Origin of the sequence: Amycolatopsis tucumanensis, assembly GCF_021654135.1 — a bacterium.
In the GTDB taxonomy this organism is placed as follows: Bacteria; Actinomycetota; Actinomycetes; order Mycobacteriales; family Pseudonocardiaceae; genus Amycolatopsis_E; species Amycolatopsis_E tucumanensis.
This window is the reverse complement of the sequence record NZ_JAKGSD010000001.1, coordinates 741,265-756,978: the sequence shown is the minus strand read 5'-3', so window position 1 is coordinate 756,978 and position 15,714 is coordinate 741,265. Positions and strand designations below refer to the sequence as shown.

13 protein-coding genes and 1 pseudogene are annotated in these 15,714 nt (G+C 71.0%); 7 read left to right on the top strand and 7 right to left on the bottom strand.

Annotated features, from left to right (window positions below; translation table 11 throughout):
• Positions 1-341 (top strand): annotated as a pseudogene (locus L2C96_RS03830) (hypothetical protein); the annotation flags it as partial.
• Between the two features lie 1,061 nt (positions 342-1,402).
• Here L2C96_RS03830 and L2C96_RS03825 read toward each other — a convergent pair.
• The 4 genes from L2C96_RS03825 to L2C96_RS03810 all read right to left on the bottom strand — a co-directional run bounded on the left by L2C96_RS03825 (position 1,403) and on the right by L2C96_RS03810 (position 6,462).
• Positions 1,403-2,110, bottom strand: coding sequence for an alpha/beta fold hydrolase (locus L2C96_RS03825; protein ID WP_237335113.1), 708 nt, complete (start codon positions 2,108-2,110; stop codon positions 1,403-1,405).
• A 128-nt stretch (positions 2,111-2,238) separates the two neighbouring features.
• On the bottom strand, positions 2,239-3,081 hold the full coding sequence (locus L2C96_RS03820; protein WP_237335112.1) for an alpha/beta fold hydrolase: 843 nt from the start codon (positions 3,079-3,081) through the stop codon (positions 2,239-2,241).
• A 125-nt stretch (positions 3,082-3,206) separates the two neighbouring features.
• Entirely contained in the window at positions 3,207-3,659 is a 453-nt protein-coding gene (locus L2C96_RS03815; protein ID WP_237335111.1) for an SRPBCC family protein, read from the bottom strand.
• Positions 3,660-3,699: 40 nt separating this feature from the next.
• On the bottom strand, positions 3,700-6,462 hold the full coding sequence (locus tag L2C96_RS03810) for an ATP-binding protein (protein ID WP_237335110.1): 2,763 nt from the start codon (positions 6,460-6,462) through the stop codon (positions 3,700-3,702).
• Positions 6,463-6,587: 125 nt separating this feature from the next.
• Between L2C96_RS03810 and L2C96_RS03805 the strand changes: the two genes are divergently transcribed.
• Positions 6,588-7,073 carry a MarR family winged helix-turn-helix transcriptional regulator gene (locus tag L2C96_RS03805; protein ID WP_020419059.1) on the top strand — a complete coding sequence of 162 codons (486 nt, stop codon included), beginning with the start codon at positions 6,588-6,590 and terminating at the stop codon, positions 7,071-7,073.
• Positions 7,074-7,293: 220 nt separating this feature from the next.
• On the opposite strand, the gene L2C96_RS03800 is transcribed toward L2C96_RS03805, so the two are convergent.
• Positions 7,294-8,268: an NADPH:quinone reductase gene (locus tag L2C96_RS03800; protein WP_237335109.1), complete on the bottom strand. Its 975-nt coding sequence runs from the start codon at positions 8,266-8,268 to the stop codon at positions 7,294-7,296.
• Positions 8,269-8,431: 163 nt separating this feature from the next.
• On the opposite strand from L2C96_RS03800, the gene ribA reads away from it, so the two are divergent.
• The 5 genes from ribA (at position 8,432) to L2C96_RS03775 (ending at position 13,459) form a co-directional block, all read left to right on the top strand.
• Positions 8,432-9,643, top strand: a complete 1,212-nt coding sequence (ribA, locus tag L2C96_RS03795) for a GTP cyclohydrolase II (protein WP_237335108.1) — start codon at positions 8,432-8,434, stop codon at positions 9,641-9,643.
• Positions 9,644-9,662: 19 nt separating this feature from the next.
• The gene (locus tag L2C96_RS03790; protein WP_237335107.1) at positions 9,663-10,511 is read left to right on the top strand and encodes an alpha/beta fold hydrolase; all 849 of its coding nucleotides are present in this window, start codon (positions 9,663-9,665) and stop codon (positions 10,509-10,511) included.
• A gap of 121 nt (positions 10,512-10,632) precedes the next feature.
• On the top strand, positions 10,633-11,448 hold the full coding sequence (locus L2C96_RS03785; RefSeq protein ID WP_162146045.1) for an alpha/beta fold hydrolase: 816 nt from the start codon (positions 10,633-10,635) through the stop codon (positions 11,446-11,448).
• Complete coding sequence (locus tag L2C96_RS03780) at positions 11,448-12,593, top strand: LLM class flavin-dependent oxidoreductase (protein WP_020419064.1); 1,146 nt, start codon at positions 11,448-11,450, stop codon at positions 12,591-12,593. Before L2C96_RS03785 ends, L2C96_RS03780 begins: the two co-directional genes overlap by 1 nt.
• Before the next feature lie 140 nt (positions 12,594-12,733).
• Positions 12,734-13,459 carry a Crp/Fnr family transcriptional regulator gene (locus L2C96_RS03775; RefSeq protein WP_202961437.1) on the top strand — a complete coding sequence of 242 codons (726 nt, stop codon included), beginning with the start codon at positions 12,734-12,736 and terminating at the stop codon, positions 13,457-13,459.
• Positions 13,460-13,499: 40 nt separating this feature from the next.
• Here L2C96_RS03775 and L2C96_RS03770 read toward each other — a convergent pair whose 3' ends face one another.
• Complete coding sequence (locus L2C96_RS03770; RefSeq protein WP_237335106.1) at positions 13,500-14,861, bottom strand: MFS transporter; 1,362 nt, start codon at positions 14,859-14,861, stop codon at positions 13,500-13,502.
• A gap of 51 nt (positions 14,862-14,912) precedes the next feature.
• Positions 14,913-15,677, bottom strand: coding sequence for an IclR family transcriptional regulator domain-containing protein (locus tag L2C96_RS03765; protein WP_020419067.1), 765 nt, complete (start codon positions 15,675-15,677; stop codon positions 14,913-14,915).
• Positions 15,678-15,714: the final 37 nt, after the last annotated feature.

Here is a 15,714-nt window from a genome sequence, read left to right as displayed (position 1 = left end):
AAACCACAAAGCTGCACCGCAACATCACTGGTCAACCCATTGAAACAGGCCCTAGGGCTGAACTCGAGGACGCGCCTACACCTGACCTGGTGACCGACGCCGAGGTCTACGCGATGATCGACTCGCTCGGAGATGTCGGGAGGAAGCTCGCGAAAGCAAGAACGGACAGCCTGGCGGGCCTCTATGAGGCGCTCAACCTAGCTGTCCGCTACGAACACGACTCTCAGGCCGTTCAGGTGACCATCCAACCCGTGATGCGGGTGAATAGTGTGCGTGTCCGAGGGGGTATCGACCATTACGCCCACGCGCTCTACCGGCGGAATCATTTTGAGCTGCCGTAGGGGAAGGGGCTTCATCGCCGGGCGGATGTGCATCCTGTGTGAACCCCGGGGCGCAGGTGCCGGACATCTTAGCCGGGACGGGCGGGTGCCAGGCCGAGGAATGCACTGACCAGGCAGCCGCTGTCTTTCGTCCGCGGATCGACACCGAGCGGTCGGTCGAGCAGGTTCTCGGAGGTGCCGCGCGCGGCGGCCGCGAGGCCGCTCCCGAGCTAAGCGTCGAGTTTGGCGCCGTTCGTGTCGGCGCGCTCGAACAGCTGGTGTCCAACTCGACGTGGATGACACCGTGAGCCTGCTTGCTGTTGCGCCTTGAGCGTCGCTCACGCGCGGAGCTTCATCGGGCGACGCGGCGGAGCTGCTGTTCGATTTCCGCGCGGACGGCCAACGAACGGAAGGTATCGCTCAGGTACCGAGCTGTGATGCGCTCCTGGTCGACCGTCTCGCGGAGTACGCGGCCGACCTACCGGTACCACGGCGGTCCCCGCAGAGGCCCTTGGCTCACCGGCGAAAGTCGGCCACGGATGGTTTTACGCCCCGAGCCGGATCGGGATGTCGCGGGCCGGCTCGGGTGGGCCAGCCGGAGATGGCCCGGACAGGCCGGCTCCGGCGGCAACGACATCCGTCATTGGTCCTCTTCGATCGCCAGGTGATGCCGGAACCGCCCGGCACGCTGGACACCGTCGTCCTGGTCGACGCCTCCGCGCCACGCGTTGATCGAGGATTTGCCACCGGTGCGGACCGGGAGGCCGGGCCAGCCGTTCTCCGACGCCCGGGCGATGGTGGAGGGGCCGTCTACCGCGACCGGTGCGGGATCGCATGCGGGGATGTGCCGGCGGTGTCGGTCCCTGGCGGACAATCTGGACCTGGCACCGCCGGTCTACCGAGGCGGGCCCTGGGATGTGGTGTCCCAGCGGCTGCCGGCCACCGCGGACGCAGCCGGTGAGATCGACTGGGCGATCTCGGTGGATTCCACACGAAACCCAACGGCCGCCCCCAGGGGCACCGCGGTCCGGACGGACTGCACCGCGGGCGGCCGTGCCGTTGAGGGGAACGAGGAACGGTGGTCAGGCGCCGGCCGCACGCAGGACGAGATCGGCGACCTCGACCGGGTGCGAGGCGAACACCGCGTGCGACGCGCCCTCGATGCTGACGACCTCGCCCTTGGCCCGCTCGGCCATGAAGTGGTGCGCGGCGGCCGGGATGTTCTTGTCCGCCTCGGCGATCAGGAAGTAGCTCGGGACGCCGGCCCAGGCCTGCGGACCTTCGGCGGCCTCGTTCAGCGCCGCGGCGGTGATCGGCCGCTGGGTAGCCGCCATCACCCGGGTCGTCTCCTCGGGCACGTCTGCCGCGAACTGCTGCCGGTACAGCTCCTGGGCGACGTACATGTCCTGATTGCCGTCGGGAAGCGGGACCGGGCGGAGGGTCTCGGCGAGCGTGCTGCCGGGGAACCGCCCGGACAGGTCCGCGGCGCTCTCGCCGGTTTCGGGGGCGAAGGCCGCGATGTAGACCAGGGCCGTGACGTTGCCGGCGCCCGCGGCGGCCTTGCTGATGACCATCCCGCCGTAGGAGTGGCCGACCAGGACGACCGGGCCGTCGATGGTGTCGACCAGCGCGCGCAGCTGGGCCGCGTCGAACGCCACCGAGCGCAGCGGGTTCGCCGCCGCGACGACGCGGTGCCCCGCGGCCTGCAGGCGCTCCACGACGGGACCCCAGCCGCCGGACTCGGCGAACGCGCCGTGCGACAGGACGATGGTCGGCTTGGTGGTGGCCATGGTTTCCTCCGTGTGGATCGGGTTTTCGTTCGTGCTGACGGAAACCATGGTCGCCCGGACAGCCGCGGAACAGCGTCCGTCAGATGACCGTGGCCGTGACGGTCGCTGACCGGTCACCGGGGTCGCCGTCAGGGGAGGTCGGCGAGGAGTTCGGCGACGCGGCCGGGGACGGACAGGAACGCCGAGTGCGACGCGGGTAGCTCGACGACCCTCGTGAGGTTCGCGGGGAAGGCCGCGTCGGCCTGTCTGATGAATAGCCGCTGCAGCGGAGCCGGGAGGGTGCGGTCCTCGGTGCACACCACGTAGCTGCGGGGGAGCGAACCCCAGCCGTGCGCGGTGAGTTCCGTGCTGTCGGTGACCATCGCCAGTGGTGCGTCGCAGCTCAGCAGTGCGGCCGCGGCCGCGGCGGTCGAGGGATCGACGTCGCCGTAGAAGGCTTCGCGGATGGCGTCCTGGACCGCGGGGTCGGGGCTGCGGGGGTCGATCCGCAGCGCGCCCGTGGCCGCCGGGTCCCCGACCAGCAGCGGCATGAACCGGTTGCTGCTGCCCTCGGGCAGCGACGGGTAGGCCAGGCAGGGCGTGCCGGTGGCGGGCATGTAGGCGGCGAGATACACCATGTGGGAGACGAGGGCCGGTTCCCGCTCGGCCGCCCTCGTCAGCACCGCCCCGCCCATGCTGTGGGTCACCACCGAGACGGGGTTTCCCCCGCCGGCTCGCGACAGCTGGGCGATCAGCAGGTCGGCGGCGGCATCGAGCCCGATCCCGGCGACCGGCGACGGTTCGGTGGCGTAGGCCGCCGGGTCGAACGGGCGGCGGTGCGCCGCGAGCGGGGATTTCGCCAGCAGTCCGTGCGCCGCCATGTCGACCGCGACCCCCGCGCGGCCGCGCGCCGCGAGCTCAGCGATGACTTCCGTCCACGCCCACGAGCCGTGGTAGAAGCCGTGCAGCAGGACGATCGGCGCATCCGCCATGGGCCCACACCTCCGAAACGGTTCAGCACCCGGACGATACGGGAGCCGGAACGCCGACAGGCGGGTCGCTCACCGTGGTGAGTGACCCGTCTGTGTGGACCGTCGTGCGGAGAACCCGGTGCCCGTCACGGCTCGGGCGGCAGCGTGTCGAGCCAGCCGCGCGTCAGCTCGGCCCGCCCGGTGGGCGGCAGGGCCGCCAACCCGCGGGACGCCTCCTCGAAGATCACCAGTGCGCCACCGCCGGGGTCGTCCAGGAGCAGCCACGACTGGTAGAAGCTCAGCTGGTCGCCGACCGCGGCCCAGCCGAACCGGGCCGGCGGGACGAATTCGCCGACGATCCCGTCGAAGGTGTGCGGCGGGGACACGACCACGAACCGGCTGCCGACGGCCAGGTCCTCGACGATTTCGGTGCGGTCCACCGCGCGCTGCCACTTCGGCCACTCTTCGACGGCGGCCAGCTTCGCGAAGACCGTGTCGGCGGGCGCGGAGGTGCGGCGCCGGTGGTTGACGAAGCTGTCGCAGCGGTCCGGTCCCCAGCCGGGGGGCCAGTGGATCCCGGGGTGCGGGTCTGGGTTCATACCGTTCAGGTTCGCCGCGCCCGGTGGGGGACAGCACCCGTCACATGACTGTGGTGTCCACCTGCTCGTCCTGCTCGTAGGTGGTCAGCGCGTCCCGCAGCGCGGCGCGCGAGGTGATGCCGAGCTTGGGGAAGATCTTGTACAGGTGGTCGCCGACGGTCCGGTGCGAGATAAACAGCCTCTGCCCGATCTGCTTGTTGGTCAGGCCGGCACCCGCGAGTTCGGCGATTTCGCGCTCCTGCGGCGTCAGTGAAGCCCGGCCCTCCGGCGCCGACCGGCGAGTCAGCCCGGTCGCTCGCAGTTCATTGGCAGCGCGGTCGCGCCAAGGCGTCGCTCCGAGCGCCGAAAGGGTGTCGTGCGCGAGCGTCAGCTGTTCGCGCGCCGCGCCGGTGTCGCGCAGGCGGCGCAGCCGCACGCCGTAGGCGAGGCGCACCCTGGCCACGTCGAACGGCCACTGGTCCGGGTTCGGGACCGACAACGCGGTTTCGAACCAGTCGCGGGCGGCGTCGTCCTCGGCTGCCAACGCGCTGGCGGCGGCGCTCAGCAGGCCCAGCCGTGGCGACACCGTGTCCAGGTGAGCTTCGCGGAGGGTGGCGGCGTGCGCGGCCGCCTCGGCCCGGCGCCCCGTGTGCAAGCCGGCTTCGACGAGGTCGAAACCGGCCCACAAGGCCGTGGGCCGGTACGGCGCGAGCTGCCCGGCCGGGCTGAGCCGGGTCGCGTGGTGGTAGGCGGACTCGTAGTCACCGGCGGCGATGTCGGCGAGGGTGCGCGCCTGCAGGGCGAAGAAGGTCACGCCCGCGGCCTGGTGGGCGCCGGCCCAGCGGATCGTGTCGTCGGTCAGCTGCCGGGCGGCCTCGACGCGGCCTCGCGCGGCCGCGACGAGCGCGTGCACCCAGGCGAAGTACCAGCGGAAGAACCGAAACCCGTGTTCGGCGCAGACGACGAGTCCCTCGTCGGCCCACTCCCCGGCCTCGGTCCAGCGGCCACCGTGGAAGGCATCGAGCGCCAGGTGGATCAGCGCGCCGAGGTGGCGCCGCGCCGGGCCTTTGCCCTGTCGGCGGGTTTCGGCCAGGCGTCTTTCGGAGGCCCGCAGGCGGTGCAGCCGGTCGGCGAACAGGGCGGCGGTGCCGATCCGGACGAGCTGGGTCGGCTCGGGGTCGGTGCCCACGGAGTCGATCAGAGTGTCGAGGGTGGCGATGTCCTCGGCGGAGGCGCGGGCGGGGTCGGTGAAGATGATCGCGTTCACCCGGGTCACCGGCGTGGGTGCCGGCTTCAGCCGGTCGACCAGGGCCCGGTACGCCTCTCCGGCTTCCTCGGTGCCCACCCACCAGCTGATGAGCATCAGGCTGTGCATGGCCTCGGTCAGGACGGGGTCGTTCGCGTCGAAGCCGTGTTCGCCGGCCTCGATCGCCCCGGCCAGCAGCTGGTGCGCTGTCGTCACGTCGCTCTCGGAGTTGATCAGCAGGTGCGCGGCGGCCGCGGCGGCGTGCAGCGAGTGGGTCTCGAGGGATCCGGTGCGCCGCGCGTCGCCCAGCAGTCTGCTCGCGGTGGCCATCTCACCGCCGGCTTCCGCGCCGATGTACGCGGCTTCGGCCAGGCGGCGGCTCCGGTCGGCGGCTGCCGGGCTGAGCTCGGCCGCGCGAGTCAGCGCGGTGACGGCACCGAGGGCGTCCCCTTGCCGGAGGATGTCCTGCGCCGTGGCTTCGAGCTGACCGGCGATGTCTTCGTCCGGACCGACCGCCGATTCGGCGAGGTGCCGGACCCGCCGTTCCGGGGCATCGACGACCGCGGCCAGCGCGCCGTGCGCCCAGCGCCGGTCCCGTTCCGATGCCGCCTCGACGACAGCCGCGCCGATCAGCGGGTGGCGGAAGCTCAGCCGCCCGCCGCTCAGGTGCACCAGCCGGCTCTCCTCGGCAGGGGCGAGATCGTCGAGGTCGCAGGTGCTGCCACCGGCCGTGCGCAGGCGGCCCGGCTCGGTGGTGCTGCCGAGCGCGCCGAGCAGCAGCATCAGCCGGCACCGCTGCGGCAGGTCGCGCACCCGGGAGGTGAACATCGCCTGGAGCCGCTCGGACAGGGGCAGCACCGCCGGCAGCGTGGTGAAGTCGGTGCGCTGGTCGCCGTCCAAGGCGGACGGCAGTTCCAGCAGGGCCAGCGGGTTGCCGGCCGCTTCGGCGAGCAGCCGTTGCCGCACCGCGGGCGCCAAATCCGGAAACCGGCGGTCGACCAGGGTCCGGGCCGCGGCGGTGGGCAGTGGCGGCAGGACGACTTCGGTCAGCCCGCTGTTGCGGAAGTGACCACGCTCCGCGGACCGGCACGCCGCCAGGAACACGATGGGGCTGCCGACCAGGCGGCGCGCCACGAAGCCGAGCACCTCGGCACTGGCGCGGTCCACCCAGTGGAGGTCGTCGACGACGATGAGGATCGGGTTCTCGGCCGCGGCGGCGCGCAGGCACAGCAAAGCGGCGTTCGAGACGACGAGCCGGTCGGGAACCTGGCCGATTTCGAAGCCGAGCGCGCACCGCAGCGCCGTCCGCTGTCCGGAGTCGAGAGACGTCATCTCGTCACCGAGCGGGAACATCAGCTGGTTGAGTGTGGAGTAGTTGACGTCGGCTTCGAACTGCACGCCCGCGGCTCGCAGGACGCGAACGCCGCGCCGGGCTTCGCCGTCGGCGAATTCGTCGAGCACTGCTGTCTTACCGACACCGGCGTCGCCGACGACCAGCATGGCCCCGCCCCGGACGCCCGCGCCGTCGAAGAAATCCCGCAGCGAAGTGATGTCTTGCTCTCGGCCGATCAGCTCCACCGGTCGATCCTCCAGAAGTACGGCGGTCTCGGCAAGGGACTCGTTCGTGGCGTGCGGCTGCGGAGCCGGATCCGGTGGCTAAGGTGTCGACGACAGCATCGGCGGCCGAGAGGGGAGTGCGGCGGATGGCGACGCGCGCGGACCGGAACGCGACCGACCCGGATCTGGGCGTCCTGGCCGGAAGGCTCCTCTTCGCGGTCCAGCGTGAGTTGTTCTCCAGGCTCGCCGCGCTGGGGTTCGGCGACTTGAAGCACCGTCACGGCGCGGTGCTGGCGTACCTGGACGAAGAAGGGGTGCGGGCGACCGAACTGTCGCGGCGGTCCGGCCAGTACAAGCAAAACATCGGGACGCTCGTCGACGAGCTGGAGGTCCTGGGATACGTCGAAAGGCGACCGGATCCCAGTGATCGCCGAGCGAAGCTGGTCTACCCGACGGAACGAGGTCTGGTACGGATGCGGGCCGCGGACGAGATCATGGCCGACATCCAGCGACGGCACGCGCGTCGCCTCGGCCGGGAACACTACCGGCAGTTCAAGGCCATGCTCACCGACATCACCGAACACCAACGCGCTCACCTCCGTTCCCTGGGCGAGGACGAAGGATCAGCCTGAGCCAGGGGAGCGGTACGTCGTATCGACGGTCTCGCTCCGCGCGAAGCCGGGTCCCCCTGTTTGTCCAAGTTCATGACTATCATGACTCTGGTCCAACCGGCAACACCGCGCGGTTGACCCTCGATGAACACCCGGGGACACGGGTCGTTGGGGCACGGTAGTCAAGAAGCATGACCAAGTCACCGGGGGCAGCGGTCGTCAGGCGGCGGCGAGGCCGGGTTCATTCACGGAGGTCGATGATGACTTTCCCGGTCACCCCGGCTTCGACGGCCTCGTGGGCCGCGGCGATTCGCGCGAGGCTGAAGGAGTGGACCGGCAGTGGGGTGAGCGCGCCTGCCGCCGCCGCGGCGGTCACCTCCCGCGCCGCCTCGATGACCGCGTCGCGCGGCGCGCCGTAGACCAGCAGGAAGCGGATCGTGACGAGCGAAGTCAGGCTCGGCAGTAGTGGCAGTTCGAGCGTGGGGCGGTCGACCGAGTACGCGACGATGCGCGCGCCGGTCGCGCACACGGCCGTGTCGAGTTCCCAGTTCGCCGCGGGTGCGACCTCCACGACGCGGTTGATGCCGTCGCTGAAGGCCCGGATCCGGGAGATCGCGTCCTCTGTGCGGTAGTTGACAACGAGGTCGGCGCCGGCTTGCGAAGCGAGTTCCGCTTTCGCGGGGCTGCTCACCGTGGTCGCCACGCGGGCCCCGGCCCACTTGGCGAGTTCGATCGCGAAATGGCCCACCGCGCCCGCGCCGCCGGCTACGAGGACGTCGGTGCCCTGGAGCGGCCCATCCGGGAACAGGCACAGGTGCGCGGTCAGCGCGGGAACGCCGAGTGACGCGCCGAGCTCGTCCGGCACGTGGTCCGGGAGTGGGACCGCTTGTTCGTGTGGCACGACGCAGTGTTCGGCGGCGGTGCCCCACGGGGAGGACAGGGCCGCCATCCACAGCCACACCCGCTGCCCGACCCGGCCGGGTGCCACGCCGGGGCCGACGGCGTCGATCCTCCCCACGCCGTCCATGTGGGGCACCTGGAACCCGTCGATCCGGCTCGGCGTCTGGCCGTCACGCCGTTTGACGTCGCTGGGGTTGATGCCGGACAGGGAAATCCGCACGCGCACCTCGCCCGGCCCGGGCTCACGCATCCCGAGATCGCGCACTCGGAGGACGTCACGGGCCTTCCCGGTCCGGGTGTAGACAGCGGCGCGCACCAGGGGCCTGCCTCTCGTGATCGGTGGGATTCTGATCAGCACATTCTCACAAGAGAGCCCCGCGTTCCCAGTGCCTTGAGTCACTCGGGAACGAGACCCAGGTTCCCGACAAGCCTCATTCGGCCGAGCACGATCGACCGCAGTGATCGACGAGGAGGCGCTGATGAGCCACACCACAGAGGCTTTCGATGCGGTCGGCGACGCTGTCGCCGCGCTGTGGGCGGGACGGCCGATCATGCTGCTCGACGACCGGACGCGCGAGGACGAGGGCGACCTCGTCATCGCGGCGGAGCGGGCGGACCCCGAGCTGGTCAACCTGCTGATCAGCGAGGGGCGCGGTCTGCTGTGCGTCGCCGCCGCCCCGTCGGTGATCGACCGGCTCGACCTGCCCCAGATGGTGCGTGACAACTCCGACCGGCACGGCACGGCGTTCACCGTGTCGGTCGACGCGACGGGCACCGGCACCGGAATCTCCGCCGCTGACCGGGCGGCCACGATCCGGGCGCTGGCAGACCCTGAGACTCGCCCCGGCGACCTCCGTCGGCCGGGGCACGTGTTTCCGCTGCGGGCCGTCGCGGGCGGGGTTCTCGAGCGCCGGGGCCACACCGAGGCATCGGTCGAGCTGGTCGCCATGGCCGGTTTGGTACCCGCTGCCGCGATCTGCGAGGTGCTTGACGGCGAAGGGGCGGCGGCTGACCGAGCCCACCTCACGGCGTTGGCGCACCGCCTGGACATTCCGATCCTCGACGTCGGTGCCGTCGCCGCCGCGGTTGCCCGCCGTTCGGATGCGGCGGAGGCGCTGCTCCCGAACCGGTACGGGATCTGGCGTACCGTCGGTCACCGAGCGGCGGACGGGACCGAGCACCTCGCCCTGGTCCTCGGTGATCCGTCCACTGTGGAAGCCCCGCCGGTCCGGGTGCACTCCGAGTGCCTCACAGGCGATGTGCTCGGCTCGTGGCGCTGCGACTGCGGTGAACAGCTCGACCTCGCGATGGCGACGATCGCCCGCGCCGGCGCGGGCGCCGTCATCTACCTGCGCGGGCAGGAAGGTCGCGGGATCGGCCTGGTCGACAAGATCCGCGCTTACGCCTTGCAGGACGGCGGCTGCGACACCGTCGAGGCCAACTTGCGGTTGGGGCTGCCCGTCGACGCCAGGGACTTCGCGCCGGCCGCGGAACTACTGCGCCGGCTGGGGATCCCAACCGTGCGGCTGCTCACCAACAACCCCAGCAAGGCACTCGCGTTGCGGCGCAACGGCATCACGGTGCACGAGTTGGTCGCGGTGCAGGCCCGGCCGCGGCCGGAGAACCGCCGGTACCTCGAAACCAAACGGCGTCGGCTGGGACACCGACTCGTCGCGGGTGACTCGGCCTGACGACCCGAAAGGAAGAACGATGGGCTTCATCACCGTCGACGGAATGCGCACCCACGTGCTGGACGAGGGCTCGGGACCACCCGTGGTTCTGCTGCACTCGGGCGAGTACGGCGCGTCCGCGGAGACGTCGTGGTACGACGTCGTCCCGGCCCTTGTCGAGGCCGGCTACCGCGCCGTCGCCCCCGACTGGCTCGGTTTCGGACGCACGGACAAGATCGTCGACTTCTCGGACCCCACCGGGCGGCGGCTGCGGCACCTGGCGGCGACGATCGAGGCGCTGGACGTCGGATCCGCCGCGTTCGTCGGGAACTCGATGGGCGGCACCTACCTGGCCCGGGATCTCGCCGCGGGCGGGCGGTACTTCCGCGCGGAGGCCGCGGTCGTGGTCAGCGGCGGGGGCTTCGTCCCCGACAACGACGCCCGGAAGGCCATTGTGGACTACGATCTGACGGAGGCGGGAATGGCCCGCATCCTCCGGACGGTCATGCATTCGCCGCGCCTCGCCGACGATCCCGGCTACGTCCGCTGGCGGTACCGGCTCAGCCTCGAACCGGGCGCGTGGCAGTGCGCGGCCTCGGCGCGCCTGCGCCCGCCCGGCGCGGAGACCGGCACGTCCGGCGGCGAGTTCGGCAAGCCCGACCGCACGGTCTACGAGAACATCGCGGTCCCGACGCTCCTCGTCGCGGGAGCGGACGACCCGTTGCGACGGCCCGGATACGCAGAGGACATCGCCGCGCGCATCCCCGACGTCGAACTGCTCGTCTACCCCGAGTGCGGGCACCTGCCGCACATCGAGCACCCCGAGCGGTTCCGCGCGGACCTGCTGTCCTTCCTCGCCCGTCGGTACCGGAAGGGGGCCGTTCGGTGACTCCGCTCACTGTGGCCGGTGACGGCGGTCGTAGCAGGTCGGGGCCCGCGGACACGAGCATGACCCCAGGCCGCCACCGAGCGGCCGCCGAAACCATCGAGAGCGTGTGAAAGGGGTCAGCGTGGACAGCGAACGCCGCAAGCTCCGGGCCTGGGCCGCCGAAGTGCTCGTCGCGGACAGCGGGTCCGCCGGGCACCCGGACAGCCCACCCGACCTGCCGATCGTGGTGCTGCACGGAGAGGAAGGGCCGGAGAGCGTCCGGGCTCTCGTCGAGGGCCTCGGAGGGACCCACCGGGTGCTCGCGATCACCCACCCGGGCTTCGACCGACGGCCCCGGGTTCCGGGCGTCGACCGGCCGCAGCACCTGGCCTACCTCTACCTGGACCTCCTCGACAGCGCCGGTATCACGCGGTGCGCGATCATCGGATCGTCCCTCGGAGCGTGGATCGCCATGGAGATGGCGGTGATGGAGCCGCGGCGGTTCGCCTCGGTGACGCTGCTCGGGCCACTCGGCGCCAAGTTCAACGGCCGCGAAGAACGCGGTTTCGCCGAGGTCGTGGTCGAGTCCGCGGACCGGATCCGCGAGATTCTCTACGCCGACGGCGCACGGGATCCGTGGTGCAGCCGGACCGAGCCGGAGCAGATCGTGGAGCGCGCCGAGTACCGCGAGACGTTCATGCACTACGGCTGGGAGCCCTACCTGCACAACCCGGTCCTGCCCGCGCTGCTGCCGCGGATCGGGGCGCCGACGCTTGTGATCGCCGGCGACGAGGACCGGCTCACCCCGCCCGGCTACTACGAAGCCCTCACGGGGCGCGTCGCCCGCGGCCGCCTGGAACGCGTCGCGGGTGCCGGGCACTACCCCGAGATCGAACGTCCGGACGAGACGGTCGAGCTGATCCGGAAGTTCGCCCTCACCGGGAAGGAAAACCGCTGATGCAAACCTGGTACTTCACCGAATGCCCCTATCCGGACCTGCCGGACCCCGACACCTACGACTCCATCCGGGTGACGCTGCCCAACAAGCACTTCGATCCGGTCGTCGGGGCCGGGCTCTACGACCGCTACCTCGACCTGTGGCAGCAGGCAGACGAGCTCGGGCTCAACGTGATGACCAACGAGCACCACGCGACCCCCACCTGCATCGTGCCGGCGACCCCGCTGATGGCGACGGCCCTGGCGCGGACCACGAAGAACGCTCGGATCCTCATCCTCGGCAACCCGGTCGCCAACCGCCGCGACCCGGTCCGGCTGGCCGAGGAGATGGCGATGATCGACGTCCTGTCCCACGGCAGGCTGGAGGTCGGGTTCGTCCGCGGCGTCCCGTTCGAGATCCTCCCCGCCAACAGCAGGCCCACCGGCATGCATGAGCGCATGTGGGAGGCCCAGGATCTGATCAAGAAAGCCTGGACAGAGCATGACGGCCCGTTCTCGTGGGAAGGCACGTGGCAGTACCGGTCGGTCAACATCTGGCCGCGGCCCTATCAGCAGCCCCACCCGCCGATGTGGGTCACCGGCACCAGCCCCAGCAGCATCCCGCCGATCGCTGAGCGCGGGCACACGATGGCGTGCTTCGTGACCGGACCCGATGTGGCCAAGCGGCTTTATGAGGACTACCGCAGGACGTACACGGCCACGCACGGGACGGAATGCCCTTCGGACCGGCTCGCCTACGGCGTCGGTGTCTACGTGGCGGATTCCGAGGCGGAAGCGCGTTCCGGCGCCGAGAAACTGCGCTGGTACTTCGACGCCAACAAGGTGCCGCCGTACCTGACCCACCCGCCCGGCTACAGCGCGCCGAAGCTGCACGCCGCCCTTGGCTCGTCCTCGGCCCCGGTCCCGCACGCGCTGAAGGCGCGGGGGCAGACCATGGAGTGGATGACCGAGAACGGCGTCCTCTTCGCCGGGACTCCCGACCAGGTGGTGACCCAGATCCGCCGCTTCCACGACCACGTCGGCGGCTTCGGGAACATCCTGATGATGGGGCATGCCGGGCACATGACCCACCGGGAAACCGCGCGCAGCCTCGAGCTGTACGCGACCGAGGTCGCGCCCCAGCTGCGCGAACTCACGGCGGTGTGATCAGCGGGGCGCCGCCGGCTGTCGTCCGGCGGCGCCCCGGTACGAGGGAGGTTAGGCTCACCATGACTTCTGCCCGAGGACAGGACCGCTGGAGCGTCGCGACGGCACGGACGCATTTCGCCGGTGGGGAAAGGGGCGTCATGGCGGGTGCCTCCCTCCATGCTCAGGACGCCGGGGTCCGGGCCGCGTGGAACGACAGCTTCCTTGGCCGGTTGCCGGGTGAGGACTACCGGAACGAGCTGCTCACCGAAGCCGTCGTGTCCACGTTCGCGGCCGGGCACCTCGTGCAGGAGACCGACTACGCGTGGCTTACCGAGCCGTACCCGATCACCCTGGTGGTCGACGGCGTGTTCCGCGGATTCCTGCGGAGCCCGCAGGGCCGGCAGGCCACGCTGCAGTACATGCGGCGGGGCGACAGCTGGGGACTTGCGCGCTCGATCAGCGACCAGCCCGCGTTCGAGCAGCACCTGCACTTCCAGGCTCTGGTCCCGTCCCGGCTGCTCATGATCCGCGGCCCGCGGTTCCGGGCTGCCGTCGAACGCGACCCGGCGGTCGGTTTGGCCCTCTCGCGCGAGCTGGCCCGGCTGATGATGCTGCGGACCAGTGCGCTCGAGGCGAGCGTCTTCGCCGACACGGCCACCCGGATCGCGCAGCACATCTCCCAGCTCGCGATGTCCGACCCGGACGGCGGACTGCCGACGGTGTGGCTGTCGCAGCAGGAGCTCGCCGATTCGGTCGGGACCGTGCGGGAAGTCGTCAGCCGCATCATCGGCCGCTTCCGGTCGCAGGGGATCGTCCGTTACAACGGCCGTAAACTGGAAATCCTCGACGTCGAGGCCCTCGAGCAGGAAGCCGTCATCGAATAGGGCCCGGCCCCGGGAATCGCAGCCGGGGCCGGGCACCGTCCTAAGAAGAGGGTTCGGAAGCCGCCTGCGGCAGCGGCTCCGCTGCGGTGGCTCGCCGGGCGCTGCGCGGGAGGGCGAGTACGAGCACCGCCCCGATCAGCAGCGGCACCGCCACCGCCATGAATAGTGAGCGGTCCGACCACCCCGCGGACACCGCCACGCCGACCGCGATCGGGCCGAAGATACCGCCGACGCGGCCCACGCCGAGTCCCCAGCCGACACCGGTCGAGCGCATCTCGGTCGGGTAGAACATCGACGTGTACGCGCTGACGCTCTTCTGGCCGCCACTGACGCAGCACCCCGCGACGAAGTTCACGACCAGCACCACCCACAACGGCAGATCCAGGGCGAAACCCAGGAAACCCACACTGACGAACCCGACGAGGTAGAGCGCGCCGAGGGTCTGAGCCGCGCCGATCCAGTCCATGGCCGGGCCGATGACCACCGCGGCCGCGATCCCGCCGACCGTGGTCAGCGTCGTGGCGGCGACGACCGCGCTCGGCGAGTAGCCGGCCTTCCCCAGCAGGGTGGGCAGCCAGCTCTGCAGGGCGTAGAACACGGCGAGGTTGATCGTGAACGCCGCCCACAGCAGGAGTGTGCCCATCACCCAGCGGTGAGAGAACAGCCGCGCCAAGGGAACGCGGTGTGTCGCTTCAGCCGGCTCCCCGAGCACTTGGACGTCCTGGGGGAGCGACGGGTCGAGCCGTCGCAGGAGGTGGGCCACCGGGCGGCCACGGCGCAGGCAGACGGTCGGTGATTCCGGCAGCCGACGCCACAGCAGCGGGACCAGGAGGACCGGAGCGATGCCGCCGACGAGGAAGACCGAATGCCAGCCGTAGACCGGGATCAGAGCCCCCGAGACAGCGCCGGCCACGACGAAGCCCAGCGAGTATCCGCAGTAGATGACGAGGACGAACGTCGCCCGGAGCCGCTTGGGGGCGTACTCGCTCGTCAACGCGATCGCGCTGGGCGTCGCCGCGCCGAGCGGGATCCCGGTGAGCAGCCTGATCACGAAAAGAGCCTCGACGGACTGCGCGAACACCGTCAGCAGCGTCAGCACGCTGAACGCCGTCGTCGCGGCCACGATCATGGTGCGGCGTCCGACGCGGTCCGCCAGCGGCGAGATCACCAGGTAGCCGATCATGAGCCCGATCAGGGCGGCCGAGAAGACCGGTCCGAAGGCTGCCGACGGCAGGTGCCAGTCGCGGGCGATGGCGGGCGCGGCATAGCTGATCGCCTGGGTGTCGAACCCGTCGAGGAACATGACGAGACCGCACAGGGTGAGCACGCCGTACTGCAGCCGGCCGAGCGGGCGGTCGTCGAGGAACTGGGGGAGCCGGACGGTAGGGGGTGAAGAGGGCACGATCAATACCTCGCTGTATCTGTTCGTGGGGGTTTTCGTACGCCGGAGCGGCTAAAGGCTGCGGCCGAGCGCCGCGGCGTGCTTCCGCAGCACCGGCAGGAATTCGCGGTGCATCTCGTCGATCGACGCGCGGGCGGCGAAGGAGCTGGTCGTCATGGCCGCCCGGACGCGGCCCGCAGAGTCGGTGACGGGAACGGCCATGGAGCGCATGCCGAGTTCGAGCTCTTCGTTGGTGTAGGCGACGCCGTCGATGCGGGCCAGCTCGATCCGGTCGCGGATCTCGGACCTGGTGACGAGCGTGTGAGGTGTGGTCCGGACCGGGGTGCTCGCCTCGAGGAGGGTTTCGACGGAGTCGTCGGGGAGCCCGGCCAGCAGGACCCGCCCGGAGGCCGATGCGTGCACGGGCAGCCGCGCGCCCAGGCGTACCCCGGTGTTGACGATGCGCTGGACCTCCGCGCGGGCGACGATGAGCGCCTCGGCGCCCTCCAGAACCGCGACGGACACTGCTTCGCCGATCTCGTCCCGGGCCACGGTGACGATCGGCTGGGCGAGCCGGGGCACGTCGGCGACCTCGAAGTAGACCGAACCCAGCCGGATCATGCGCGGGGTGGGCTTGAACCGGTTCCCGTCGCGGTAGAGGTAGCCGAGGTCGGCGAGGGTCAGCAGGCACCGGCGGGCCGCGGCCGGGCTGAGCCCGGTCGCCCGGGCCGCCTCGCTGACGGTGAGCTGCGGCTGTCCGGCGGTGAAGGACTCGATGACCGCCAGCCCTTTCGCCAGCCCCGCCATGCCCTCGGGGCCGCGTTCCGGGCCGCTCATGACGCCCGCGCGACACGGGCAGGATGGATTCGTCCGT

Bases quoted from the DNA above. Each gene is read 5' to 3' on its own strand.
- L2C96_RS03780 (WP_020419064.1), top strand. From the start codon at position 11,448: ATGCAAACCTGGTACTTCACCGAATGCCCCTATCCGGACCTGCCGGAC.
- L2C96_RS03825 (WP_237335113.1), bottom strand. From the start codon at position 2,110: ATGGCCACCACCAAGCCGACCATCGTCCTGTCGCACGGCGCGTTCGCC.
- L2C96_RS03820 (WP_237335112.1), bottom strand. From the start codon at position 3,081: ATGGCGGATGCGCCGATCGTCCTGCTGCACGGCTTCTACCACGGCTCG.
- L2C96_RS03790 (WP_237335107.1), top strand. From the start codon at position 9,663: ATGGGCTTCATCACCGTCGACGGAATGCGCACCCACGTGCTGGACGAG.
- L2C96_RS03815 (WP_237335111.1), bottom strand. From the start codon at position 3,659: ATGAACCCAGACCCGCACCCCGGGATCCACTGGCCCCCCGGCTGGGGA.
- ribA (WP_237335108.1), top strand. From the start codon at position 8,432: ATGAGCCACACCACAGAGGCTTTCGATGCGGTCGGCGACGCTGTCGCC.
- L2C96_RS03805 (WP_020419059.1), top strand. From the start codon at position 6,588: ATGGCGACGCGCGCGGACCGGAACGCGACCGACCCGGATCTGGGCGTC.
- L2C96_RS03765 (WP_020419067.1), bottom strand. From the start codon at position 15,677: ATGAGCGGCCCGGAACGCGGCCCCGAGGGCATGGCGGGGCTGGCGAAA.
- L2C96_RS03775 (WP_202961437.1), top strand. From the start codon at position 12,734: ATGGCGGGTGCCTCCCTCCATGCTCAGGACGCCGGGGTCCGGGCCGCG.